Raw genomic sequence first — 24,150 nt, forward strand, 5'->3', positions numbered from 1 at the left:
GCTGATATTAACACGGCAGTAGTTTATGTTATGAACCTCGAAAGGTTTGTAGTGAGGGATTTATTGCTCTAAATATTTGCTGGCGTAAATGCCATGTATTACCATGTTTTAAATGGGCAACCCAACTCTGCGTTGACTCGGATATTTCTTGATATCCAATTTCGCCTGCATGATAGTCACAGAACATCTGCCGCAATCTTTGCCTTCCCTGACGCAGACTATCGTTGCGGACTCTAATTCGGTCTGGCAAAATGCGAAACCCGACAAAGTTAGCCCCATATTTTGTTTCAAATAACTGGCTTTTTACCGGATGTATTTTGACCCTTAGACCAGCAAGATAATTTTCTATTTCAACTCTGGCATTTTGTAAAAAAGCTTTATCATCTGAGAATAAAGCAAAATCATCAACATAACGAATATATTTAGCAGCCTTAATTTGTTCTTTCACAAAATGGTCAAAGCCGTTGAGATATACATTGGCAAAAAATTGACTGGTTAAATTACCAATTGGTAAGCCATGCCGTCTCTCTAAAGGCATGAGTAAATCATCACCAGGAAAGTAATTAATTACTGGTTCTTGGGGATTACTGCTATCAACAAGGGTGTTAATTAGCCAGAGTGTATCAGGGCATTTAATTTTACTATACACAAATGACTTTAAAATCTCATGGTCGATGCTAGGAAAATATTTTTGAATATCAGCTTGCAAAACATAGCGGCTCGAACGGGCGAATTTAGTAAAGCGACGTAAGGCTCGATGAGAACCAAATCCAATACGGTTAGCGTAGGAATCACTGATAAATGTGCGTTCAAAGATGGGAACAATTACGTTGCAAAGAGCATGATGTACAACTCTGTCACGATAGGGAGCCGCGGAAATCATTCGCGGCTTGGGTTCAAAAATTTGAAATGTGGTGTAATCTCCTGGAAGATATGCTTTTGACTGTAATTCTGCTTGTAGGTGAAATAATTCTTGTTCTAAACTGTAGTTGAATTTTAAAACATTTTCTCGAAAACGCTTACCCCGTTGTGCTTGCTGAGAGGCTTTTAGTAAATTACTAAATGCAATAATTTCATGCCAAAGATTTCCATATCGTTTCATAATTTTAATTACATAAAAAATTTGTAGGTCTGGTTGAGGAACGTAGACGCGTAGCGGCTTCCCGCAGGGTAAACCAAACACCAATAATCCCTGGTTTTGTTGGGTTTCGCAAAGCCTCAACCCAGCCTACGCCTACTACGCCTACTGAATATTTTTTAATTGGAAGTAATGGGTTTAATTTTTTGCTGTTTAATCCAGCCGCCTAAATCTATGCCAATATCATTTAACAATTTTTGTGCATATTCATAACGCTCTGTTTTAATTAAATTAAACTCTAAAAGGAACCGAGTTTGATAACGTAAAATATCTAATTTGCTATTTAAGGCTTCTAACTGAGTTAATTTTTGCTTTGCATACCGTGCTACAATCAAACCATCTAATAGGTCATATAATTCTGTAATTATGCGATTTCCTAGCAAGAATTTTTGATCTCTAGGCAGACGATTTAAAATTGGTACATACCACTTGATTAAATCGTAGGTTTTCTGTATGATTGGTAAATCGCTCATTTAAGATTTAGTTAAAAAAATTTGATCGCGCAGAGCGCGAGAGAAATAAAGAAGGGAAAAGAAGAAAGCGAAGAGTGCAAAAGTGTAAAGGGATACTAAGTCTTGAGGGGCGCAGCAACCACAACCCGAAAACCCACGAAGTCGTCCCTAAGGCCACGCGCGCGCCCCAGTAGCGATCGGCCGAGCGACAGTACCTCGGATTGTTGAACCACGAACCACCGCGCAGCAGCCGATTATCATTATCACTCATCCAAGGGCTGCCGTCTGTTGGCGCTCTATTATAATTTTCGTGCCAAGCATCCTGACACCATTCCCATATATTACCATGCATATCAAATAAACCAAAGGGATTTGGTGGAAATTTTCCCACATCTGTTGTTTGCTGACGATATTTACCTTTTGACCCAGCACCATAAGTATAATTTCCGTCATAATTCGCTAAATCAGTCGTAATCGTCTCACCAAAATAAAATGGGGTAGTCGTTCCGGCACGACAGGCATATTCCCACTCTGCTTCACTAGGCAAGCGATAGGTTTTCCCAGTCTGATTAGATAATCTGGCACAAAACTCAATTGCATCATCCCAAGAAACTCGTTCAACAGGTCGATTAGCACCTTTGAAACGCGAGGGGTCGGAATTTAAATCAATATTTACCTTTTTCATCGCCGCTACAACAGCCCATTGGCTTTGTGTAACTGGATATTTACCCATGAAAAAGGGTTGAATTGTGACGGTATGCTGTGGACTTTCCCAATCTAGTCTTTCTGGCTCATTCTCTGGGGAACCCATCAAAAATTGACCACCAGGAATTGCAACCATTTCTAGAAGTACGCCATTGCCCAAATTTTCTACAAAAAACTCGGCTTGTTTGCGACTGTGATTAATTGGTTCTCCCTTAGCATTTACAGTTACCACCTCAAAATCAAACTGATTAACTGGATTTTGTTCGGAGGGTACAGGCGGTTTTTGTTGACCAATAATTTGTTTTTCAATAAGCGCTACATCTTCATCTCTCAGCCCTAAATGTTGCTGATAATCTATGAGTTCATTTATTGTAGTTTCACTTAGTATTGGTCTAGCTTCAATTTCCTCAATCAGCGCTTCTTCATAATTTTTTAATTTCCGCTGATACTCCTGGTACGGTTGTTGAACTTCGGCTTCAATAGCATCCGCAACTTCAGGAGTCAGTTTTAATTTGAGGCGCAATGAATTTAACAGGCGACGGGCGGTAGGGCTAAATTTGCCATTTTGGAAGCGCTTTTCCACTTCTTTGCGATACTTCAGTTTGGGGTCATCCTTGGGCGACTTTGCCAGCAGAATCTTATGACCTTCTTCAACTGGATAGAATTTAGGAGTCATAGCCGGCGATGCTTCTTGCACCTTCGTACTGGCATACTCATGCAGTTCATCAATGGAAATCCAGCCATCAGTATCTTTATCGGCTGCGCCTGTTTCAATACCTTCAACTAAATAGCGGGTGTAAATGGAGAGTTCTGAGCCTTCTTGCTCAAAGGAATATTGGGCTGAAGTGGAAGAAGTGAGAATTGCTCTGCCTTTACCACCTAGTTGCTCTTTTACATTTACACTACCATCACTCTTAACTGTCATACCTTGGGTAATTGCCCCACTAAAACAACAGTCTAGAATAATCACTTGTTGTAGAGAACGGCTATCATTGATATTTTCATGTAAAATACTAGCTGGTACTGCGGAGGGCGTTACTAGCAGGCCATTTTGTTTTTTAGTTTCACGAGTTGACAAATAGAGGTTGCCTTTTTCGTTTTTAATCCCATGACCAGAAAAATAAAACAGCAGTAAGTCATCTTTTTGGCGATTGGAGAAAAGGTGAAAAATAGCTTCTCTCACAGCTTGCGGTTGAGGATTTTTCAGCACAGTAATATCTGATGCAGCAAAGCCACCCATTTCTGGGTTCACCAACACTCGCTTCATCGCCTCGACATCTTTGACAGCAGCCGATAGTGGTTTTAAATCTTCATCCTGATAGTCATACTCACTAACCCCTATCAGCAGTGCAAACTTAGCCATTGTTACTGTTTTGTATATTTGTCTTGTTCACAAAATCCTCTGCTAGCTGCCTAGCAAATTCCAAATCCTCTCGACTACTGGCTTCTAGGTTTAATTCTCTGCCGTCTGTTACTTTGATTCCCACTTTAATTGTTTTGTTGCCCAACACTCTGCCCAAAAACCCAAACAAAGGTTTGATGAGGGCTGGATTGACTACAGCTTTTAATGTCCCCAACGAAAAACCCCCGAAAGCCTTTGCGCCTTGGGGGGCTTCTGTAACTGCCACTAAATTTGCATCTTCTACTCCATCCACGTCTTTAATTTGTGGAAGCAAATTCTGCACTTCTGTTTGCAACTCATCTTCGTCTAAACCCAGTTCAATCAGGGAAATAGTTACCTCAACATTAGATGTGGTTGCCATTATGAAGCATCTCAGTAGTGTTAACAGTATCTTTGACTAGAGGTTTAGATCCCCGACTTCTTTGAGAAGTCGGGGATCTTATTTGTTTATTTGTTGTTGTGATTGTAATATTTTTTGAGCTTTTGAGCTATATATATTACACTGGGCGAATTTAATTTCGCGGTTAAGCAGGATGAAAATAATCGTAAATTTCTTGAGCCAAACGCGGCCCAATTCCTGAAACTTCAGCTAGTTGTGCAGGTGTAGCTTGACGAATATAGTCAACTGAGCGAAAATGCCCTAAAAGCTGCTTTTGGCGATGATGTCCCAATCCAGGAATTTCATCTAAACGCGATCGCTTTAATTTATCACTACGTTGCTGACGATGGAAACTTACAGCAAAGCGATGTGCTTCATCTCGCAACCGTCGCAACAATTGTACCCCTGGTTGTTCTGCATCCGTTTCTAAAGGTTGAGATTCTCCCGGTAAAAAAATCTCTTCTCGCTGCTTCGCCAAACTGACAACTCGCAAGTCTTCTAATAAGTTATGTTCTTGCAAAACAGCAACAACAGATGATAGTTGACCTTTCCCACCATCAATCATAATTAAATCAGGCCAGTCAGGATTACCTACTCGTTGTAACTGTGGATCTTCGCCATACTTGCGGAACCGTCGTTGAATAACTTCAGCCAAACTAGCAAAATCATCTGAGTGTCCAGCTGTAACTGTAGGATTTTTAATTTTGTAGTGACGATAATGTTGTTTAGCGGGTAATCCATCGATAAACACAACTTGGGAAGCTACAGCATTTGAGCCTTGAATGTGAGAAATATCATAACCTTCAATACGGTGGGGTAAGTCTGGTAAATCGAGAATGGCGGCTAAATCTTGCATGGCTTGATGATTGCGATCGCCTAATTTCTGCATTCTTTGCAATTCATACTGAGCATTGCGCTCTACCATCTCAATTAATTCTGCCTTAGTTTGCCGCTGGGGAGCTAGAATTGTGACTTTTTTTCCCTTACGCTGAGTCAAAACATCAGCCAAGATCGCTGCATCTGGTAATTCATGCTGTACTAAAATCTCTGTAGGAATTTCCACTGAATCAGCAGTTTGGTAATGTTCTTCTAAGACTCGTTGTAAAATAGCTCCTGGCTCTGCATGAGCATCTGCTACAAATGCCAAGCGTCCTACCAATTGTCCAGCGCGAATTTGGAATAATTGAATGCAGGCATATTGTTCACCAGCTGCTAAAGCGATCGCATCTCGTGAAACTGTATCATCTGGTAAAGATACTTTTTGATCCGCAGTTAGCGACTTTAACCCAGCGATTTGATCGCGAATCCGCGCCGCAGACTCAAAATTTAATGCCTCTGCGGCTATTTGCATCTGTTCTGTCAAAATATCAATTAGTTCTTGAGTACGTCCTTGGAATACCATCGCCACTTTTTGTACAGTTTTACGGTATTCTTCTGGTGAAATCAACTGTTGACACACGCCCGGACAGCGTCCTAAATCATAATTTAAGCAAGGACGATCTTTAAACAGTGGTTGAGGTCGTTGTCGGAGTGCAAAAATCCGCTTCGATATTCGCAAAACTTCTCGCAACAAGCCAGCATCAGTATAAGGCCCGTAAAATTTATCTTTTTCTTTACCTAATTGGCGTTTACGGGTGATAAAAATCCGAGGATAGTCTTCTGACCAAGTAATGCAGACATAAGGATATTTTTTATCATCCTTGAGTAGTACATTGAAATATGGCTGGTGCTGCTTGATTAAGTTGGCTTCTAAGGCCAAAGCTTCGGCTTCAGTGTCGGTGACGATAAATTCAATTTCGCTCACCTGCTTAGCCATTGTAGCTATGCGTTCGCTTTTGGTATATCCATCCCGAAAGTAAGAACGAACACGCGATCGCAATTTGCGTGATTTACCTATATAGATTATGCGATCACTTCCGTCCCGCATAAAATAAACTCCCGGTTCCGCCGGAATTTCTGCTAGACGGCTTTCTAGACGCTGTGGATCTTTAAGCAGTGGTGGTATTTGAGCTGATATTGTCACAACTTAAGTTAGGTAAATTTGTATTTGTAAAGTTACCTACTTACTATTTTAAGAAAAAATAACTTTTTGTGTTGATTCAACAGACGATTAAGTACAAATGTTCTGAACTGTGAACATAATTCTTCTTAATCTGGTATGTATCCTCAGCTTACATGCATATTTTTGGCAGTTTTTATAAATTTTTTCGGAGTTTTTAAGAAAAATTTGAATTTTATCTACTTTTTAAATTTCTAAAATTTTTTATTTGTGGTTTTTTTTTAAACTTTGTGTATATTAATAGCCGAGCTATTTTGCTCAAACTGGCTCTATATATCCTTTGACAAATTCAATACAAGTTTTGGCTGGTCGAACCTAAATAGGCAATATTTCGGATGTTCAATCGAAAGTAAACTATTAAGCGAATTAACGGTTTTATTAACTTATATATATGGCTATGATTGTTATTATACAGATCGAGAGCAAATTAATGAATATACAAGAATTTGAATCTAACTATCGTGAGGCTATGGCCGAAGCGCTCAATGAATTACAAACAGCAGTTTTAATGCTGGCCCAAGTACAACGCAAGATTTCAGAAATTGGCAGTTCTATGCAAAATATGAATGAAAGTGTTGAAGAGTTTATTAATAACCAAAAAAATGAGTAAATCTACTTTTAAAAGAAAATTTTAGATGAAGCGGTAAGCTAATTCGTCTTCAATTGTAAGAATTAAAGATGTAAGATTTATTGGTTTAACGAAATAACGGTGAGCGCCTAATTTCATAGCTCGCTCTTGATCGGCTTTAAAAGCAAAGGCTGAAACTACGATAATAGGTATGTTTGACAAATCCGGTTTTTGCTGAATTTGTTCTAACAGCGAATAACCATCAATATCTGGTAATTTTAAATCTAATAACATTAGCTCTGGGCGGAATTTTTCTACAGTTGCAAAAAAATTAGAGCTATTTGATAAACTTTGAACACTGTAACCACAATAGCTTAAATAATCGCTCAGCAACATCCTATTAACATCGTTATCTTCAACTAATAGAATCCGCTTTGGTTGATGCGATTGCAATTGCCTATCTATAGTAAGTAAATGTGCTGTCATTTTTATTTATCATCTGAAGTCAATAGTCAACAGTTTTGCGAAAGCAAAAGTTATGGATTGATATAGACATAAAAACAAAGGAGAACTTCCCTCGTCTGATCATTCAAAGTTTCAATAACTTAAATTTATTTATAATTCTATACCTTAACAATAGTATCCTAATATTTAAAATTCAGCAAAAATTTACTATTGTAAGAGCTAATATTCTTTAATTTTAATAATTTTTTAACTTATATTAATCAGTACGCTTTTCATTATTCTAAGTGAATAAATATATCTAAATTATTGCGTGTTTAGGAATGCATAAAACAATCGTAAATTTACAGCTAAATCATTAAGAATTCATAAAAAATAGTTAGCTGTTCCTTTGTCTATTTTTCGTTCTTCAAATAATAGTTTTAACCCAAATTTTTAGCTGGTGTTGTATGGCTAACGCCAACTAAACTAAGCTTTAATAATTCCCACTGACTGTAGTTGTATTTTAACCATTGCGAACACCACAAGCTCTACTTAACTAGTTTTCGCACTGAGTTTTAAGCCAGCTAACCATAGCTATTAGCCCTACTATTGCTGAGGGTTCCGGGACTTTTCGTTTGCGGAGTAAGTTATTTTGCTGAGTCCAAATATTTCTATAGGAAAGTGTATAAGTTTGTTGTTGACTAGCAGATTGTTTAGCGATGTAGTAGCTACGAGTAGCGTTGCTTATAACTACGTTAGATTCACTAGCTGGAATTATTTCCTGAATATTACGTTTAGCCAACAACAGTAATTCATTTTTTGTATCTGTCACTTCCCCGACGTTCAGTGTATCTACACCTTGGGAACTACCAATGTCAGGACGAGTTTTTGTCAGGGGAGTAGTCAATGCCCAAAGAGGACGATGCTCTAACACACCAATAAATGTAAAAATCGTAGCGCAAATACTTATGTTTTTGAAATTGCTTGCCATGCACACTGTATTACTGAACTTTCAGGGATGAAATCTGAGGTAAGCACTAAAGATAATTGATTACTAGTGTCTTTAATATTTATACTAATTTCACCTGTAGTTTATACTGAAAACTACATTCAATACAGGTAGCATCTGGTAAATTTATTGTGAATCTACAATAAAGACTTCATAAATTAACTACATAAATTCCGCAATTCTTTCAACGGCAATTTCTAATAAAGGTGGCTCATGTACTAAAGCAAAGCGGACATATCCTTCTCCAGATTTGCCAAAGCCAGCACCAGGAGAAGCTGCAACACCGGTTTGTTTGACTAACTCTGTACAAAATTCTACAGAATTTTGATTCCACGGTGAGGGTAACTTAGCCCAAATATACATTGTGGCCTTGGGAGTTGGAACTTGCCAACCAATGCGATGTAAAGCAGTAATAAAAGCATCACGACGTTGACGGAAGGTAGCGACTGCATTGGCTACTCCTGTTTGGGAACCTGTCAAAGCAGCGATCGCTCCATTCAGAATTCCCCGATACTGATTAAAATCAACAGCGGCTTTGACTTGGCGTAAGGCTTGAATTAATTGGGCATTGCCGATGGCGTAGCCGATACGGAAGCCTCCCATATTGTAAGACTTGGAAAGTGTAAAAAATTCTATCGAAACAGTTTTTTCTGGGTCGGCTTGCAAAATAGAAGGTACTAGAGATTTGGGATTGCTCAGATTTTTCCCCCAATTCCCAGTGTCTTTAAATACCAAATCTACATAGGGGAAATCGTGAACCAGGACAAGATTGTGTTGCTGACAAAAAGCGACAGCTTCTTGGAAGAAAGAGAATGGAGCGATCGCCGCAGTGGGATTATGAGGATAGCTCAACACCATCATCCGCGACTGAGCCAAAACAGGGGCAGGAATATCAGCAAATACAGGCAAAAAACCGTTTTCTGCTGTGATTGGCATGGGGTAAATTTGCCCACTAGCTAAGTAAACTCCCCCAGCATGGGAAGGGTAGCCTGGATCGAGCAACAAAGCAAAATCTCCAGGATTAAGCAGCGCTAGGGGTAAATGAGCAGTACCTTCTTGGGAACCAATGAGAGGTAACACCTCAGTTTCCGCATCGACTTTGATGCCAAATTTGTGTTCGTACCAGTTAGCTGCGGCTTGACGAAATGTTTGAGTACCGTGAAACAGTAAGTAGCCGTGGGTACTGCGATCATGCAAAGATTTAGCGATCACTTCAATAACGTGCGCCTGGGCTGGCAAATCAGAAGAACCTAATGATAAATCAATTAACTCTCGTCCTGCTGCCAAAGCCACTGCCTTGGCTCTGTCCATATCAGCAAATACGTTAGATTGCAGGGGTTGTAAACGCTTCGCAAATTCCATATTAGTCAATGGTCAATCTTCAAAAATCAACGGTCAATGGTCAAGAGTCAAAAGTCAAAAACTCTTCACTGTTGACTCAAGACTGTTGACTAATGACTAATTACTATTTAAATACGTATCTAAGAGACTGAGTAATTTATCTTTGCCAATGACTCCCTCAGTGGATACTAAAATTTTTTCTCCTTGAATTAACCTGAGGGCTGGCACACCTTCCACCTGATACTGCTTAACAGTGACAGGATTAGGGTCTACTTCTATTTTGACAACTTTTAGGCGATCGCTGTATGTACTAGCAGCTAAGTTCATTAGTGGCGACATCAATTGACACGGCCCACACCAGGAAGCCCAAAAGTAAACTAATACAGGCTGCTCGGCTTTCAACACTTGGGTTTCAAACTCAGCATCAGTTATGGTGATTACACCTTTACTCATTGCAGTCTCCATTAGGTGGCATCGATCAAAGTTGGCACACAAAATACTTTATCCCAATCTGAGAGCCAGTGGTCAGTGGATAATCACTAATAACTGATAACTGACAACTGACAATTGACTTCTGATGCAAAATCCCACAACCAATAGGCGTGGGACTAATACAAATTAGTATTCAGCAAATTTTACATTTGATCCAATTGCTTGCGTAGGGATTCCAACTCGCTATCTACTACTTCATTAGATTTGGGAGTTGTGGTTTGTTCTGGGGGCAGTTGGGGTTGATTGGGTGCAGTTGCAGGTGGTAGCATTTGCGCTTTTAAAGCTGCCAATTCATCATCAACATCACTACCAGATTCCAACCGAGCAAATTGGGTTTCTAAATCTGCACCTGCCAATTCTGCTGCTGATTGGGCACGAGCTTCTTGCATTAAGACTTTTTCTTCCATCCTCTCAAAGGCAGCCATAGCGCTGCTGCTATTCATCCCACGTACCATGCCTTCGAGTTGTTCTTGGGCTTTGGCAGTCGTAATCCGAGCTTTGAGCATTTCTTTCTTAGTTTTAGCTTCAGAAATTTTGCTTTCTAGCTGAATTAAGTTGCGCTTAAGGGTTTCAACCTGACCACTTTGCTGATCTAGGCTAGTTTTGAGTGCCGTGCTGGTGTCGGTGAAAGTCTTTTTGCGCTCCAAGGCTTGCCGCGCTAGGTTTTCGTCGCCTTTTTGCAGTGCTAATTGAGCATTGCGTTGCCACTTATTAATTTCATTTTGGGCATCATTGTACTGTTTCTCTGTACGTTTTTGGGCAGCGATCGCCTGGGCAACTCCCTGGCGCAACTGTACCAAGTCTTCCTGCATTTCCAGGATGGCTTGTTCCAGCATTTTTTCCGGATCTTCAGCTTTATTTACTAGGTCGTTGAGGTTTGCGCCGACTACTCGCTTAATGCGATCAAATAATCCCATAACTTTGTTTTTCCTTTTGGAGTTTACGCGTTTTGTTGGACAGTTCGCTTTGTTACTATTTAATAGCTTCCTATTTCAATGTAATCTTTCCGGTTGGGTTCGGTACCTGCCGACACCAGTTAATTGTTAAGATATATCCTAGCTTTGGTAGTTCCCCAATTTTCAAGAGTCTTGAGCTTTGGGTAATTGTTGTTGGGGATTTTGACCTTCATTTAAAACCTGTACTTTCATCGCTGCCAGTTCATTATCAATATCACCAGCTGATTCTAGAGAATCAAATTGTTTTTGCAAGTCGTCACTGCCTAGAGTAGCGATCGCTTCTGATTGGGCTTCTATCTGGAAAACTTTCTCTTCCATGCGTTCAAAGGCACCAAGACTACTTGTGGCAGAACTTCCGTCGAGCATTTCCTGGAGTCGATAGGATGCCTCAGCCGAACGGGCGCGAGCAATATACATATCTTTTTTGGTTTTCGCTTCGGAAATTTTTAACTCTAGCGATCGCATATCTTTTTTCAGCCTTGCGACCACATCATTTTGTTCCCCTATCTGGTTAGAAAGGGCTGTGGCAGTTTCTTTGTAGGCTTGACGTTTAGTGAGAGCTTCCCGTGCTAGAGGTTCGTTGCCTTGTTGCAGTGCTAATTGAGCGCGGCGATACCATTCTTCTGCTGTTGACCCAGCTGCTGCGGCTTGGCGTTCCGTGCGTTTTTGGGTAGCGATCGCTTGGGCTACTCCCTGTCGCAATCGCACTAAATTTTCCTGCATCTCCATCACAGCTTGTTCCAAAATCTTTTCTGGATCTTCTGCGCTGCCCATCAGGCTATTGAGGTTAGCGCGAATCACCCGCAGGATACGTTTGATTATTTCCATGTCAGATCTCCATTCACTTTCAAAGAAAAATTCACCTGCATGGGTAGTTTTCCCACACTAGCCAGCACATCAAGGGTTAAAAAGAAGCAGGGGAGCAGAGGAGAGAACTTGCACAAAATATTCTCCTGTGCCCCTCTGCTTTCTAGTCAACAGGCAGGGCATTTCGTAGATGTTTTCCTCATCCTATCGTAGATTTTTACAACTCATGGCTGTTGTACCCGTGCTTTAATTCCTTTCGTCTGTAGCTGTTGCAACCTTTGTAGTGCTTCCTCTTTTGTCTTCAAGGAAGCCAGATATATGAATTTTTTACTAGGTGATAAATAAGCATCGGGGACTACTTTTCGGGCTGCGGCTAAAGCGCGATCGCCTTGATTGTCTGTCACTATATGATAAAATCCATCTGCTGCGGGTGTGATTTCTGCATTTGCCTGGGGCAAAGTTGTAGTTGGTTCGGGTGAGGGTTTGACCGTGGGTACTATAGGCGAACCCAAAGGCGGCAAAGGTTGTTGTATCTGTGGTAGTGGTTCTACCAACAAAGGGTTAATCGGCGTTTGAGCAACAATAGGATTAGACGGTGCTGTAGGAGTTGGTTGAGATTTGGGTTGTAAGCCGACTATATCATTGGGGTCTTTCACCTCTGGAAACTCTTTGGCGGCTAAATTAGGATACCTGGGTATGGATGTAATCTCTGGCTGGGGCTGAGGTTGAGGATTACTACCAACTTCCGGAGCATTTGCCACGTTAGGAGATGAGTTGCTGTTAAACAATTTGCCTAGATTCAACTGAGGCAAGCTTTTAGGATTGAAAACTACATAACCTAAAGTAAGACTCGCTACTAACAGTAGCAGCATAGAGCCTATACCTAAAGGTGATAACAAACTATCGCTAGAATTATGAGGCTTACTGGTTCGCGGTTGTTCATCTGCCAAACTTCGCAGTAATGCTTCACTCGATTCTAAGTAGTCATCTGGCTGTTTGGTAGTGCCATTTACCTGCGTTAGATGATCTTCTTGAGGAGCCTTAATTACCGCAGGTACAATGCTGCTGCTAGAACTCAACGAGGGTAATGGAACTTGTGCTTCCTTAGATTCAGAGTTAGAAGAGACTTCTGGATTATCTACTGCCTCAGACTTTACCGTAACTGGTGCTGGCTTCTCTTGAGGAGCCTCATCTGACACAGAAGTAGGCTGTGTATAAGTTTTAATTTCTGCTACAGATGGCTGAGTTTTGCCTACTATCAAAGTCCTATCAATCAACTCTTGGGGTTGACTGCTGATATAATTGCCCACGCGGGCTTGATTTGGTGTCCTTGTGCCAATTCGTGTACGTCGGTATCGGGTTAACTCTTGATCTAGCTGCACTTCTAAACTCGCCAATGCTGCTGCTAATGCTGGCTTCAACCCAGATGTTTTTGACGATTGAGTACCGGAGTCTATCGGTGGGTTTTGACTCATTGCCTGTCTGCCTGAAACGTGTACTGCTGGATTAACTTTAGATATATTTGTGCCAATGCTAGCGAAAAATAGATTTAGATAGAATGAACTACCTCTAACTGGCTGCTTCCTCTCTACTGGTTTCTACATTGTCTAATTCATTATTTTATTAGAGAAAATTTTGATAGCAATACTAATATCACCTTATTTGAATTGGGTCATTTGGTGGGGATGCCGTCCAGTTTCTCTATCGGCAGCACGAATATTAAGTACTCTGGCTCGGTTGAATGCTAATACTGCGACTGTAGCGCGTCCTGTTGGTGTCAAGCCGATAACCCTGAGTGTATCTGTTGACCAAATAAAATGTTCTTGCCAAATATCAGTACGGGGATTAAATAAAATTACTTCTGATAATGATTGTTCATCAAAGGCTTTAAGTTTATCGGATTTTTGGCGATTGCAATGAAAACACGCCAAAGCTAAATTATCAATTGAGTTAGCACCACCTTTTGCAAGAGGAATTATATGGTCTACTGTGAAGGAAACATATTGCCATTGTTCCGATGCGTGACAATATTCGCACAGAAACTTAGCTCGTTGTCGTACTTGGTTTTGAGTAGGTTCACTAATGTAACGATTCGCAGACAAATTTCTAATACCCTAGAATATGCTTTGGTTTTGAGTTAGCGATACATTTCTAATCATCCGATTCACTAAACTCAGATAATCGTCTAATTCTTCATATTCATCTAGTTCTTTTTCTTCCTCTGAAGTAAGTGCAGATTCTTTTTGCTTAACTAATAAAGCTTCAATTCGCCCCTGTACTAAATTTGAAGCTCGAAATATTGGCACTCCTTCTACTAGCTCGATGCGGACAGCACCGTCTAATGGCAAACTGTTGGGCAAGTGTGACAATTTCATAGGTAAATTGGTTGTCATAGCATCTATCTCAAAATATAAGGAAAATTATTAAAGAAGTCCTTTCCCCATGCCCCTTAATTTTTTAACATGTCGTTGAAATCAGTTAATGATATTTTAGGTGTTCTGGAGCAACAGGCTAAATGGCAAGAGCAGCCATTTAGCCTGTTGCTCGAATATTGGGCAGAAATTGTGGGAACAGTGATTGCTGCTCATACTCGGCCATTGTCAATTCAGCGTGATGTTTTGCGGGTGGCAACTTCTAGTTCTGCTTGGGCACAGAATATGACTTTCAGACGGCAGAACCTGCTGCTAAAGTTAAATGAAAAGTTACCTACACCCTTGGTAGATATTCGCTTCTCTACTGCTGAATGGCGGTCTCTACCAGAGATAGCGCCGCAACAACAACCAATTTTGCTACAAGAGCATCCAAGTTACTTGGGTCATGTTAGGAACTCCCATAGTGATGTTACGCCTACTATCAAGAGCGCTAACACTGTTTTTGGAGACTGGGCAAAGACAATGCAAAAGCGGTCGCTAGGTTTACCTCTTTGTCCCCAATGCCAATGTCCTACCCCACCCGGTGAACTCCAACGCTGGGATGTCTGTTCTTTCTGTGCGGCCAAGCAGTCAAAATAAACAATATCCTTAGCTGCCTGATTTTGTTACCCAAATTTGTTTTGATATTTGGAACAATCATCTGGGCTAGACAGTCAGACTCTCATGACTAAATAATTTTCAATAAAATGAATATTTTAGTAATAAAAGTAAAAATATTGTTATCAAGTTTACTATCCAGGTAAATTTCAACAGTCTTTTCTTGGAATGGCTGTAATTGGCAATTGTTAAGAAATATAGGTGGAAGGCAAAAACTGTGAGCAAAAAGTTAGAAAGTGTTTGGGCAAGGTTTTTAAAGCTCAATTTTTGCCGTATACACTTACAATTCATCCCAAAACTGCCATAGCCTTTGATCTCTAGGGCAGTTTACAAAACAGCCTACAAAATTAATTTTTATTCGCGACCTTAATTACTGGAAAAACAGTATGGCGTTTATGGAGTCCAACAGGGCCAACCTTCAACTAACTTGCAGCTTTTTGAGACAAGAGTTGCAATAGTTGAGAGATCAAAATATTTTATTTAAAATAATGCCAATTAGGCTAAATAACTGATCACACTTAATTGTAGACAGGATGCTTGAAGTATGTCTTAAGGATGAGGTAAAAATTGAATTTGCATCTAAAGTCATACTTTTAATCTTGATCCCCAACTAGTTTTAGCTGAAATTAGTGTGTATCCACTTTAGTGATCATTTAAAAATATAACAAGAATATAAAAACATCCTAAAGTTTATTTTTTCTTGGGGATCGCTACAACCTAGAGAAAATAACGACTTTTTGGCAATATTCCGTATTTATATCTAGAAGCAAAATATAAGAATGCAAATCAGCCCTTAACGGCACTAAAGATGAAATAAAATGAAACCTATTAAATTCTTGACATCTGCCTGTCGATATTGTCGTCATTACAAGCCAGAGGGTCGCCGTGGTGGAGTGTGCCAACAATTGGGAGTGCCAGTTCAAGCAAGTTGGAAAGCTTGCTCTTTAGCGCTTCCTCCTTTTGCACCTTCTTGGGAAACTTTAGAAGATGCTTGGAGTTTGCCAGATGCAACACGAGTCTTAGATGTTTCTCACTCTATGGCTTCTAATGTAGACAATGTAGTTCTTACCCCTGTGGAAGAAACAGTTAACTGTTCCTTACAGGAGGCTAAGGCTGAGGCAGTACGAATTTAGTCATCGTTTATCACTAGGCTCAATTTGTATTCTGCTTAATATTAAGATTTATCTTTAAGATTTCTAGTGCTGTTAATTTGACATCTTCAGAAATCGCATCTTGTTTAAAGATGCGATTTCTGTAATTTTTAGGGTAGCCAGGGGAAAGTGCGAAAATTCGGTGGACGTTTTTCTAGAAAAGCTTGTTTTCCCTCAGACCCCTCTTCTGTCATGTAATACAGTAGAGTGGCGTTCCCAGCAAGTTCTTGTAAACCGGCTTGTCCATCACAATCAGCGTTGAATGCTGCTTTGAGACACCGAATTGCGATCGGACTTTTTTCTAAAATCTCCTGCGCCCATTGAATGCCTTCGGTTTCTAATTGTTCTACTGGGACAACATAATTAACTAAACCCATGTCTTGGGCTTGTTGTGCATTATATTGGCGGCAGAGAAACCAAATCTCTCGTGCTTTTTTTTGCCCAACAATGCGGGCTAGATAGCTAGCACCAAAACCCCCATCGAAACTGCCAACTTTGGGGCCAGTCTGCCCAAAAATCGCATTATCGGCAGCAATGGTTAGGTCACAAATTAAGTGTAGGACGTGTCCACCACCGATCGCATAGCCTGCTACTAGAGCAATTACTACTTTGGGCATAGAACGAATCAGACGCTGCAAGTCCAGGACGTTCAAGCGGGGAATACCAGCATCATCCACGTAACCAGCTTGTCCCCGTACACTTTGATCGCCACCAGCACAAAAAGCATATTTGCCATCTGTGTGTGGCCCAGCACCTGTAAAGAGTACTACTCCAATATTTGTGTCTTCACGAGCATCACAAAAAGCATCATATAGTTCAAAAACAGTTTTAGGGCGGAAGGCATTACGTTTATGGGGGCGGTTGATGGTGATTTTAGCGATGCCATCAGTTTTGTGATAAAGAATGTCTTCGTAAGTTTTAACAGTTTGCCAGTTGACTTGCATGAGAATAACTGCGCTGTTGTGCTTGAGAATTTTATCGCGGACGCAGGGACAAGCGATCGCTGAGTTAAGCTAATTTGGTAAATATGGTTACACAATGAAATTTATCGGCATTGATTTAGGCTGGAAATCTCAACCTAGCGGCTTGTGTTGCTTAGAATTCATCGACGGAAAGCTGCAATTACTTGATATAGACCGAGAAGATGCTATTGCAGACATCCTCACCTGGATTGATCAACGCGTACAACAGGATGAACCAGCCATTATTGGTGTAGATGCACCCACCCTCATCCCCAACGCTACCGGGAGTCGCCTACCTGACAAACTCACTCACAAGTACTTTGGCAAATATCATGCTGGCTGCTATCCAGCCAACCAAAACTTACCTTTTGCAGAACGCACTATCAACTTTGGCTTAGAACTAGAATCGCGTGGTTTTATACATGCACCTACTATTGATCCCCAAAAAATTGGTAGATATCAAATAGAAGTTTTTCCCCACCCAGCAATAGTTAATTTATTTAATTTAGAACGCATTCTCAAATACAAAAAAGGACGCATCAATGAGCGTCGCTTAGAATTAATTAAACTCTACAATTATATTCTTGATATCCTTCCCTCTCTTTCTCCTCCTCTGCGTCTCCCTTCGGGTTCACCAGTCGCCTGCGGAGGAGCCAGTGCGGTCTTGGGGGTTTCCCCCATGAGCAACTGGCATTGGAAACCCTCCCGCAGCGCTGGTTCACTGCGCCTCTGCGGTTCATTTCCTTCCGAAATCCCCACCACTGGGGCAGCCCTCAAAGCAACCGAAGATAAACTAGATAGCTTGATTTGCGCTTATGTCGCAGCACACTGGTGGTATTGGGGAGAACAGCGCAATTTAGTACTAGGCGATCGCACTACTGGCTACATTGTCATTCCTGCAAAAATGGGGCTAGAGTAATTTCTAGCCCCTAGTCTATTTGGGGTGTGCGAGCCAGTTGTCAGTTGTTTGATTCACTGACTACTAACCACTGACCACTGACAAAACTCTATCCCTTGTGGGTAAAGTTTTTATTCTGCCCAGGCAATCAATCTTGGCTCATAAGGACTAGACAAGTATTGGTGTCTTGGCAATACGCGCAAAGACAAGCCTTGCAAACCGGAGGTGGTGTAGGTGATGTTGGCTGTGTAAATACTCAATTGTTGTGTATCTTGTCCTTGGTAATCCATCACTACTGGTGTAGCGTTGACGATTTCACCATTGGCATCGATCGTACCTTGATAGAGTTCTACTTGCACATCATCATTTATCAAAGTTGACAAGTCAATTTTGGCTTTGACAGCAACGGTTTGGTTAACTTCGATATCCGCAGGTGCCGATACATCAATATCTTTAATTTTGATGTTGAACCAGTCTTCGCTGAGTTTTGCTTTCCAAGCAGCTAATTCTTTGACTGGGGCATAGTTATCGGTTGTCAGGATATGATAGCGATCGCTGGCTGGAAAATAAGCCCGTTGGGCATATTCTCGCACCATCCGTGCTGTATTAAAGAACGGACAATTTAACCGGATGGCATCTTTCATTTTGGCAACCCATGATCGGGGTAAGCCATCGGCATCCCGGTGGTCATAGAACAGGGGTACAACTTCCTTTTCTAATAACTCGTAGAGGGCGTTAGCTTCTACCTCGTCCTGATAATTGGGGTCGTCGTAGTTTTCACCGTGTCCAATTGCCCAACCTGTGCGGACATAATCAGCTTCATCCCACCAGCCATCTAGGACGCTTAAATTGGGCAATCCATTCATTGCGGCTTTCATACCACTAGTCCCAGAGGCTTCTCGTGGACGGCGCGGCGTATTTAACCAGATATCACAACCCGCTACCATCAACCGGGCGATGTGAATGTCATAGTTGGGAACGAACACCACTTGTTTTTGTAAATTTTGTTCGTCGATAAAGTGATTGATGTCGCGGATTAGTTCTTTACCAGGAATATCCTTGGGATGTGCTTTACCAGCAATCACAAACTGCACTTTCCGGTTTTTGTTGGCTAACAAAATCCGCTTAATGCGTTCTAAATCACGCATCCAGAGAGTGGCGCGTTTGTAAGTGGCAAAACGACGGGCAAAACCAATGGTCAAAACGTTGGGATCAAGAACTTCTTGAGCTTGGCCAATCTCTGAGGCCGAAGCGCCGCGATCGCGTAAATGCTTGACTAAATGATCCCGCACATACAAAATCATGTCTAAGCGGCAGCGTTCGTGATTGCGCCATAATTCTTCATCGGGAATTGCATCCATCCGATCCCACAACTGGTTATCTGGTGGTACTGAAGACCAGTTTGGCCCTAGGTAGCGATCGTACAGTTCTTGAGTCGATTTAGCGACACAGCTACGGGCATGGACACCGTTGGTAATGGCTGCAATTGGTACTTCTTCGACTGGAACTTTTTTCCACAAACCCTGAAACATCTGCCGCGACACCACACCGTGCAGTTGGGCTACACCGTTAGAAAATGTCGCCATCTTCAGAGCCAGTACCGCCATACTAAAAGGTGCGGATAAATCACCAGTATTCTCACGCCCCAGTCCTAAAAATTGCTCTTTGGGCAAATCAAAGATTTCTGCATAATATCCCAGGTAATGCAAAACTTTGTCGGGAGCGAACAAGTCAATTCCCGCTGGTACTGGTGTATGGGTAGTAAAGATATTGCTAGAAGCTACTACCTGTCTAGCTTGGGCATAATCCAGTCCCTCTTCTTGCATCAAAACACGGATGCGTTCTAAAGCCGAGAACCCCGCGTGACCTTCATTCATGTGATAGGCGGTGACTTTATATCCCAACGCCTTCAGCATTTGTACACCACCAATCCCCAGCATAATTTCCTGGTGGATACGCATATCGATATCACCACCGTATAGCTGGTCTGTGATGTCGTGGTCGTAAGAATTGTTGGGTTCAATATTGGTGTCTAGCATGTATAGAGGCACAGTGCCAACTTGTACACGCCAAACTCTGGCATACACCTTACGTCCTGGATAATCTACTGCAATCCGTAGTTCCGAACCATCAGGGTTGCGCTCCAGGTGTAGAGGCATATTATAAAAATCGTTGATTTGGTAGCGTTCTTGCTGCCAGCCATCAGCGTTGAGGTACTGAGCAAAGTAGCCTTGCTGATACAATAAGCCGACACCAACAAGAGGTAGCCCCAAATCACTAGCAGATTTGAGGTGATCCCCTGCGAGAACACCCAAACCTCCAGAATAGATAGGTAAACAATCTACAAGTCCAAATTCAGCCGAAAAATAAGCATAGCATTCTTTTGGCTGTTGGCTGCGTTGCTTTTGATACCAAGTGCGCTCTTGCAAATAATCTTCTAACTGACGGTTAGCTCGATCCATTTGCGCTAGAAAACCTTCATCTTCGACAACTTCTAAAAGTCGTCCTTGACTGATAGTACCCAGCATCAACACCGGATTGTGATGGCTAGACTCCCACAGGTCGGGGTCTAAGCGTCGAAATAAATCTTTAGACTCAACGTTCCAATCCCAGTGCAGGTTATATGCCAGCCGCCGCAGTGGTTCGAGTCGCGGCGGTAGTGAAGGAGAGACGTTGAATGTGCGAATTGGCTGCATAGGTTGGCAAAACTCCTAGTTTTAGCTATGGCTATTGTTTACTGTCTTTCCCCAATGTTGCCAATTCTTGATACTGTGTTTGTGAAAATACGGTGACTTTGTTAAGCATTGAGAATTATTCTTTCCCTCGCTGCTAAAGTTTACACCAAGGATATGTCTAAGTCTATGCGTTATCCTTAGACATATCCTTGGTATATTAAAATTTAACTATTTGCTGATATTTAAGATTTCAATACATAATTAGGGTTGAATTAGAAAATATTTATATTTATTTTATATTTACCCTGCTAGATATTGGCGAAACACGGTCAATGTCTCCAACATCATGTCATGTTATGTGCAGGTAAAACCACATATAGCAATCCGATTTGATTTGAAGAACTTGTTTACGTAGGGAGGGAATAAAAAACAAAAAATAAGGGAGATAGAGATATATTGAGGGGAGCATCCCACTTTTTCAATAAATACCCTAGAAGGGTATTGCTACACGAACAAAGCCTGCGTTCGCGTAGCGTTCCAAAAGGAAAGGCAGGCTTCGTATTTGTAGCCCCAGGCTTATAGCCTGTGGGCATTTTAAAAACTGGGATGCACCCAATTGAGTGCAATCCTGCTCCACTGAATTTGGAGCTATTTTGTAGAGAGCTAATTGAAGAATTTTCTGCTGTTCAAACTACCGGGCATCAGATTGTTTTTATCTGTCAGAGCCATAATACAGAAGCTTTGATGGATGAACAGCTTCTACATTATATGTTTATAAATATACTTTCAAATGCCGTTAAATATTCTCCCAGTGGTGGAACTATTTTATTTGATTTAACCTGTGACCCAGTTGCAGGTGTATCAATTTTTTGTATTCAAGATCAAGGTATTGGCATTCCTGAAACAGATCAAACTCGGCTTTTTGAGTCATTTTATCGAGCTTCTAATGTCCAGTCAATTCAGGGAACAGGACTAGGATTAGTCATTGTCAGGCGTTGTGTTGAAGCTCACAATGGTCAAATTAGTGTGGTCAGTCAAATTGCAGTCGGTACTACCGTTACAATAGTTCTGCCATTAAATTCTGAACCGTTATTAAATGCAACTATTGATTAGTTCTCTTGTCGCACACCACCTACAACTGGTCTAACATCAGAAAATGGATCAGTACCGCCAGCCCAGTTAAAATCACTAATCCGGATGCTGATGCCACCTAATTCCAGTACTGGATTGTAACGCAAGGTGAGACCATAAGTGCGGCGGCTATATTCCACAAAGTAATCGGTACTACTTTCTTCACCTGTATCCAAGTTAATTGATGTTTGAAAGCCTAAGCGTAATGGCCCGTAAATTTGTTGTGAGATTCCGCCACTCAAGACTCGATTATCTACAGAACGGTCAAACAAAAAGGGCGATAACCCGCTATTTATACCTTGATAATAAATAACATTAAAAGCGGTGTAGTCTAAAAAGGGGCGAGAAAAATTTCCTACCTGCCCTACTAAACCAACTCTACCAGTCAGGGTGCTTTGGTTATCACCATTGGTGTAGTAACTAGTAGTACCTGTAACGCCAGCGATCGCTTGTAAGTAAGGAACCACTGGGTTGGGTGTGTATCTTAATCCTTCGGTAGCTGTGGGTGGTAATGGTTTACCTTGCCACAACAATAGACCAGTACTGAGGTCAGCGCTGGCTTGTAAACGACCTAATGAGATGCGATCGTTTTCTCGGTTTACTTCTAGTAAGTCTTGGCGGTCGGTGTTGGCGTTGATGTATTGAGCGCCTGCTTGATAGCTGAGGTTAACACCACTTTTACCTAAAGGAATCACCGGAGAAAGAATAACACCACCAAGGCTACTCTGGACGGTTTGAAAACCCAGAGTCCCGTTATAAAGGCGATCGCGGTAGCTATATTCTAAATTCAAGATGTGGGGATTGAGGTCGCCTAATTGTTGACGCAATCGCAAACTCGCCCGCAAATTTTCGTCCAGCTTGTCCAAATTAAAACTGGTTAATTCTCCGGAACCTTGGAGTGAAGCTTGTGGACTCAAAACAGCATTTAGTTTGGTCTTCACGCCAAACAGTGAAGCTATATCACTTGCACCTTCTTGTACAGCTTTTTGCACGAACAACTGGGGTGTGACTGTCCAGGTTGCCTGTTCTGTATCTATTGGTGCAAAACCACGTTCCAAGAATAAACCACCCCGTTTATCGCCATCAAAACCAGGGGAGACTATTGCAGGTGTAACTTCTCTCTCCCGACGGTCAATAATTTGCTGATCCACAGGTATGGGGATAGTAACCCTTTGATCTAATACTAAACGCTGGCGTTGTGTCTGAATGCGGTCTACCAGCGGTGCTTCCCGCGTCATTGTTACTTTATCTGCTCGTAATTCTAGTTCTGGCGGCGAAAAAGGATCATTGGTCAACCGTACATCCCTTGCTTGCCAGCCTCGCGGGTAAAATTCAATTCGTGCAGCCTCAAATCGTACTCGCTTGACTACACCCCCTGCTTCTGGTGATGCGATGTTTCTCGCATCTGCCCTACCACCCAACACAAAGTCAATACCTCCTGGACTGCTGACACCAGTAGTTGGCTGATTGGCTCGAATGCGATCGCTTGGAGGACGCTGGGGTACACCACCGGCTGTCACATCGTTGGGTAAAAAAGCAAAGTCTGTTTGAGCTGAGGGTATATTAATCTCCCCCCTACCATTTTCTAATTCTCCACTGTCTTGGACAAAGTTATAGGTAAAACGTTGTCCTCGTAATACCTGATCGCCCCTTGTCAAGGCTACATTACCTTCTCCAACGGCAATTAAATTGTCTAAATTTACTTGCAGGCGATCAGCATCTATGACTGCTCCATCAAAGCGCACTACTACATTACCTTGCGCTGTAACAATTCGCCGTTGTTCGTCATACTCCTGCTGATCTGATGTAACTTCTACAACTCTCACTCTTGCTGGTGGTGTGGTAGCAGGTGCAGTTTGTTGGGGAGTGGTAGCAGGTGGTGGTTGAGTTTGTTGGGGTGAATTAAATTCTATTGTGGAAGGCGTTGAAGATGTGTTTGTTGGGCTGCGAGACTTGAATTGTATAGTATTTTTTACTGGTTGAGAACTTGGTAAGTTATCAGCAGTAGATACAGAAAGATTGATTTTTCCGGGAACCTGTTGTGCTGTTGGAGCTAATTTTTCAGCTACAACTGGCGCTGTGGAAGGTAGTGAATCTCTACCATTTGTAAGGCTGGGGACAATAGGCAGATTTGAATTACTGCTGTTATTGGGATTAGACCCTTGAACCTGCTGCATGGGATAACCCACTATCTGGGGTTGTCCCAAATTGGCGGCACTCCTAGAAGTGTTGACAGGAGAAAATTCTGGTGGGAAGGTCTCTGGAGAGTTAGGTACTACTGAGTTATCTTGAGCAGTTTCAGTGGTAGTTAGCACTCGCACAGAATTATTAGTCTGTCCCACACTTGGTGTTTGTGGCGTTTCCCGTTGTGTGTGGGATTTTTCTAAATTTTCTGAGGTACTACTGTCAGTATCTACGACTGAAAGAAACTGAATATCACTAGCAAATGAGAGGGAATTTGCAGTTTGTACAGGTTCGACGATGGGAAGCAGTGCGGGCGGTGGAACTGAATGCAGCATATCTGGGAACAATCAAGCTAGAAATAGCCAATT

The 24,150-nt window shown here is 41.6% G+C and carries 21 protein-coding genes and 1 pseudogene; 5 read left to right on the forward strand and 17 right to left on the reverse strand.

Annotated elements, in window-relative coordinates; all coding sequences use genetic code 11:
- Positions 1 to 28: 28 nt before the first annotated feature.
- The 5 genes from I8751_RS28280 to uvrC all read right to left on the reverse strand — a co-directional run bounded on the left by I8751_RS28280 (position 29) and on the right by uvrC (position 6,099).
- Entirely contained in the window at positions 29 to 1,102 is a 1,074-nt protein-coding gene (locus tag I8751_RS28280) for an RNA-directed DNA polymerase (protein ID WP_214442453.1), read from the reverse strand.
- 155 nt (positions 1,103 to 1,257) lie between these two features.
- Positions 1,258 to 1,611, reverse strand: a complete 354-nt coding sequence (avd, locus tag I8751_RS28285; protein ID WP_214442394.1) for a diversity-generating retroelement protein Avd — start codon at positions 1,609 to 1,611, stop codon at positions 1,258 to 1,260.
- 7 nt (positions 1,612 to 1,618) lie between these two features.
- On the reverse strand, positions 1,619 to 3,658 hold the full coding sequence (locus tag I8751_RS28290) for a caspase, EACC1-associated type (protein ID WP_214442395.1): 2,040 nt from the start codon (positions 3,656 to 3,658) through the stop codon (positions 1,619 to 1,621).
- Positions 3,651 to 4,058, reverse strand: coding sequence for a sugar ABC transporter permease (locus I8751_RS28295; RefSeq protein ID WP_214442396.1), 408 nt, complete (start codon positions 4,056 to 4,058; stop codon positions 3,651 to 3,653). The genes I8751_RS28290 and I8751_RS28295 overlap by 8 nt, the downstream gene beginning before the upstream one ends.
- Positions 4,059 to 4,221: 163 nt before the next feature.
- Positions 4,222 to 6,099 carry an excinuclease ABC subunit UvrC gene (uvrC, locus tag I8751_RS28300; protein WP_214442397.1) on the reverse strand — a complete coding sequence of 626 codons (1,878 nt, stop codon included), beginning with the start codon at positions 6,097 to 6,099 and terminating at the stop codon, positions 4,222 to 4,224.
- 466 nt (positions 6,100 to 6,565) lie between these two features.
- Between uvrC and I8751_RS28305 the strand changes: the two genes are divergently transcribed.
- Complete coding sequence (locus I8751_RS28305) at positions 6,566 to 6,745, forward strand: hypothetical protein (RefSeq protein WP_214442398.1); 180 nt, start codon at positions 6,566 to 6,568, stop codon at positions 6,743 to 6,745.
- A gap of 21 nt (positions 6,746 to 6,766) precedes the next feature.
- Here the strand turns inward: I8751_RS28305 and I8751_RS28310 are convergent, their stop codons facing one another.
- The 9 genes from I8751_RS28310 to I8751_RS28350 all read right to left on the reverse strand — a co-directional run bounded on the left by I8751_RS28310 (position 6,767) and on the right by I8751_RS28350 (position 14,145).
- Entirely contained in the window at positions 6,767 to 7,189 is a 423-nt protein-coding gene (locus I8751_RS28310) for a response regulator (protein ID WP_214442399.1), read from the reverse strand.
- 514 nt (positions 7,190 to 7,703) lie between these two features.
- A complete protein-coding gene (locus tag I8751_RS28315; protein ID WP_214442400.1) occupies positions 7,704 to 8,138 on the reverse strand; it encodes a hypothetical protein in 435 nt (144 codons plus the stop codon).
- A gap of 180 nt (positions 8,139 to 8,318) precedes the next feature.
- Positions 8,319 to 9,518, reverse strand: coding sequence for an LL-diaminopimelate aminotransferase (locus I8751_RS28320; protein ID WP_214442401.1), 1,200 nt, complete (start codon positions 9,516 to 9,518; stop codon positions 8,319 to 8,321).
- A gap of 96 nt (positions 9,519 to 9,614) precedes the next feature.
- Positions 9,615 to 9,950, reverse strand: coding sequence for a thioredoxin family protein (locus I8751_RS28325; RefSeq protein WP_214442402.1), 336 nt, complete (start codon positions 9,948 to 9,950; stop codon positions 9,615 to 9,617).
- 182 nt (positions 9,951 to 10,132) lie between these two features.
- The gene (locus I8751_RS28330) at positions 10,133 to 10,906 is read right to left on the reverse strand and encodes a PspA/IM30 family protein (RefSeq protein ID WP_214442403.1); all 774 of its coding nucleotides are present in this window, start codon (positions 10,904 to 10,906) and stop codon (positions 10,133 to 10,135) included.
- Between the two features lie 162 nt (positions 10,907 to 11,068).
- Positions 11,069 to 11,773, reverse strand: coding sequence for a PspA/IM30 family protein (locus tag I8751_RS28335; protein WP_214442404.1), 705 nt, complete (start codon positions 11,771 to 11,773; stop codon positions 11,069 to 11,071).
- A gap of 203 nt (positions 11,774 to 11,976) precedes the next feature.
- Complete coding sequence (locus tag I8751_RS28340; protein WP_214442405.1) at positions 11,977 to 13,227, reverse strand: hypothetical protein; 1,251 nt, start codon at positions 13,225 to 13,227, stop codon at positions 11,977 to 11,979.
- A 183-nt stretch (positions 13,228 to 13,410) separates the two neighbouring features.
- Positions 13,411 to 13,854, reverse strand: a complete 444-nt coding sequence (locus I8751_RS28345; RefSeq protein WP_225894474.1) for an HNH endonuclease — start codon at positions 13,852 to 13,854, stop codon at positions 13,411 to 13,413.
- A gap of 12 nt (positions 13,855 to 13,866) precedes the next feature.
- A complete protein-coding gene (locus I8751_RS28350) occupies positions 13,867 to 14,145 on the reverse strand; it encodes a hypothetical protein (protein ID WP_214442406.1) in 279 nt (92 codons plus the stop codon).
- 69 nt (positions 14,146 to 14,214) lie between these two features.
- On the opposite strand from I8751_RS28350, the gene I8751_RS28355 reads away from it, so the two are divergent.
- Positions 14,215 to 14,763 carry a DUF721 domain-containing protein gene (locus I8751_RS28355; RefSeq protein ID WP_214442407.1) on the forward strand — a complete coding sequence of 183 codons (549 nt, stop codon included), beginning with the start codon at positions 14,215 to 14,217 and terminating at the stop codon, positions 14,761 to 14,763.
- Positions 14,764 to 15,599: 836 nt separating this feature from the next.
- Positions 15,600 to 15,914 (forward strand): hypothetical protein, encoded by a 315-nt coding sequence (locus I8751_RS28360; protein WP_214442408.1) that lies wholly within the window; start codon positions 15,600 to 15,602, stop codon positions 15,912 to 15,914.
- Between the two features lie 128 nt (positions 15,915 to 16,042).
- Here I8751_RS28360 and menB read toward each other — a convergent pair whose 3' ends face one another.
- Positions 16,043 to 16,876, reverse strand: a complete 834-nt coding sequence (menB, locus tag I8751_RS28365) for a 1,4-dihydroxy-2-naphthoyl-CoA synthase (protein ID WP_214442409.1) — start codon at positions 16,874 to 16,876, stop codon at positions 16,043 to 16,045.
- Between the two features lie 94 nt (positions 16,877 to 16,970).
- Here menB and I8751_RS28370 point away from each other — a divergent pair, with 94 nt between their 5' ends.
- The gene (locus I8751_RS28370; RefSeq protein WP_214442410.1) at positions 16,971 to 17,813 is read left to right on the forward strand and encodes a DUF429 domain-containing protein; all 843 of its coding nucleotides are present in this window, start codon (positions 16,971 to 16,973) and stop codon (positions 17,811 to 17,813) included.
- Positions 17,814 to 17,923: 110 nt separating this feature from the next.
- On the opposite strand, the gene glgP is transcribed toward I8751_RS28370, so the two are convergent.
- Positions 17,924 to 20,488 carry an alpha-glucan family phosphorylase gene (gene glgP / locus I8751_RS28375; RefSeq protein ID WP_214442411.1) on the reverse strand — a complete coding sequence of 855 codons (2,565 nt, stop codon included), beginning with the start codon at positions 20,486 to 20,488 and terminating at the stop codon, positions 17,924 to 17,926.
- 594 nt (positions 20,489 to 21,082) lie between these two features.
- Here glgP and I8751_RS28380 point away from each other — a divergent pair.
- A pseudogene (locus I8751_RS28380) lies at positions 21,083 to 21,580 on the forward strand (sensor histidine kinase); the annotation flags it as partial.
- Here the strand turns inward: I8751_RS28380 and I8751_RS28385 are convergent.
- Entirely contained in the window at positions 21,577 to 24,117 is a 2,541-nt protein-coding gene (locus I8751_RS28385) for a DUF3769 domain-containing protein (protein ID WP_214442412.1), read from the reverse strand. The pseudogene I8751_RS28380 and the gene I8751_RS28385 overlap by 4 nt on opposite strands.
- Between the last annotated feature and the right edge of the window lie 33 nt (positions 24,118 to 24,150).

Source organism: Atlanticothrix silvestris CENA357 (assembly GCF_016056295.1).
In the GTDB taxonomy this organism is placed as follows: domain Bacteria; phylum Cyanobacteriota; class Cyanobacteriia; order Cyanobacteriales; family Nostocaceae; genus Atlanticothrix; species Atlanticothrix silvestris.

Excerpts from the sequence above, each read along its gene's own strand:
- I8751_RS28280 (WP_214442453.1), bottom strand. The coding sequence starts at position 1,102 with ATGAAACGATATGGAAATCTTTGGCATGAAATTATTGCATTTAGTAAT.
- avd (WP_214442394.1), bottom strand. The coding sequence starts at position 1,611 with ATGAGCGATTTACCAATCATACAGAAAACCTACGATTTAATCAAGTGG.
- I8751_RS28290 (WP_214442395.1), bottom strand. The coding sequence starts at position 3,658 with ATGGCTAAGTTTGCACTGCTGATAGGGGTTAGTGAGTATGACTATCAG.
- I8751_RS28295 (WP_214442396.1), bottom strand. The coding sequence starts at position 4,058 with ATGGCAACCACATCTAATGTTGAGGTAACTATTTCCCTGATTGAACTG.
- I8751_RS28305 (WP_214442398.1), top strand. The coding sequence starts at position 6,566 with ATGAATATACAAGAATTTGAATCTAACTATCGTGAGGCTATGGCCGAA.
- I8751_RS28310 (WP_214442399.1), bottom strand. The coding sequence starts at position 7,189 with ATGACAGCACATTTACTTACTATAGATAGGCAATTGCAATCGCATCAA.
- I8751_RS28315 (WP_214442400.1), bottom strand. The coding sequence starts at position 8,138 with ATGGCAAGCAATTTCAAAAACATAAGTATTTGCGCTACGATTTTTACA.
- I8751_RS28320 (WP_214442401.1), bottom strand. The coding sequence starts at position 9,518 with ATGGAATTTGCGAAGCGTTTACAACCCCTGCAATCTAACGTATTTGCT.
- I8751_RS28325 (WP_214442402.1), bottom strand. The coding sequence starts at position 9,950 with ATGAGTAAAGGTGTAATCACCATAACTGATGCTGAGTTTGAAACCCAA.
- I8751_RS28330 (WP_214442403.1), bottom strand. The coding sequence starts at position 10,906 with ATGGGATTATTTGATCGCATTAAGCGAGTAGTCGGCGCAAACCTCAAC.
- I8751_RS28335 (WP_214442404.1), bottom strand. The coding sequence starts at position 11,773 with ATGGAAATAATCAAACGTATCCTGCGGGTGATTCGCGCTAACCTCAAT.
- I8751_RS28340 (WP_214442405.1), bottom strand. The coding sequence starts at position 13,227 with ATGAGTCAAAACCCACCGATAGACTCCGGTACTCAATCGTCAAAAACA.
- I8751_RS28350 (WP_214442406.1), bottom strand. The coding sequence starts at position 14,145 with ATGACAACCAATTTACCTATGAAATTGTCACACTTGCCCAACAGTTTG.
- I8751_RS28355 (WP_214442407.1), top strand. The coding sequence starts at position 14,215 with ATGTCGTTGAAATCAGTTAATGATATTTTAGGTGTTCTGGAGCAACAG.
- I8751_RS28360 (WP_214442408.1), top strand. The coding sequence starts at position 15,600 with ATGAAACCTATTAAATTCTTGACATCTGCCTGTCGATATTGTCGTCAT.
- menB (WP_214442409.1), bottom strand. The coding sequence starts at position 16,876 with ATGCAAGTCAACTGGCAAACTGTTAAAACTTACGAAGACATTCTTTAT.
- I8751_RS28370 (WP_214442410.1), top strand. The coding sequence starts at position 16,971 with ATGAAATTTATCGGCATTGATTTAGGCTGGAAATCTCAACCTAGCGGC.
- glgP (WP_214442411.1), bottom strand. The coding sequence starts at position 20,488 with ATGCAGCCAATTCGCACATTCAACGTCTCTCCTTCACTACCGCCGCGA.
- I8751_RS28385 (WP_214442412.1), bottom strand. The coding sequence starts at position 24,117 with ATGCTGCATTCAGTTCCACCGCCCGCACTGCTTCCCATCGTCGAACCT.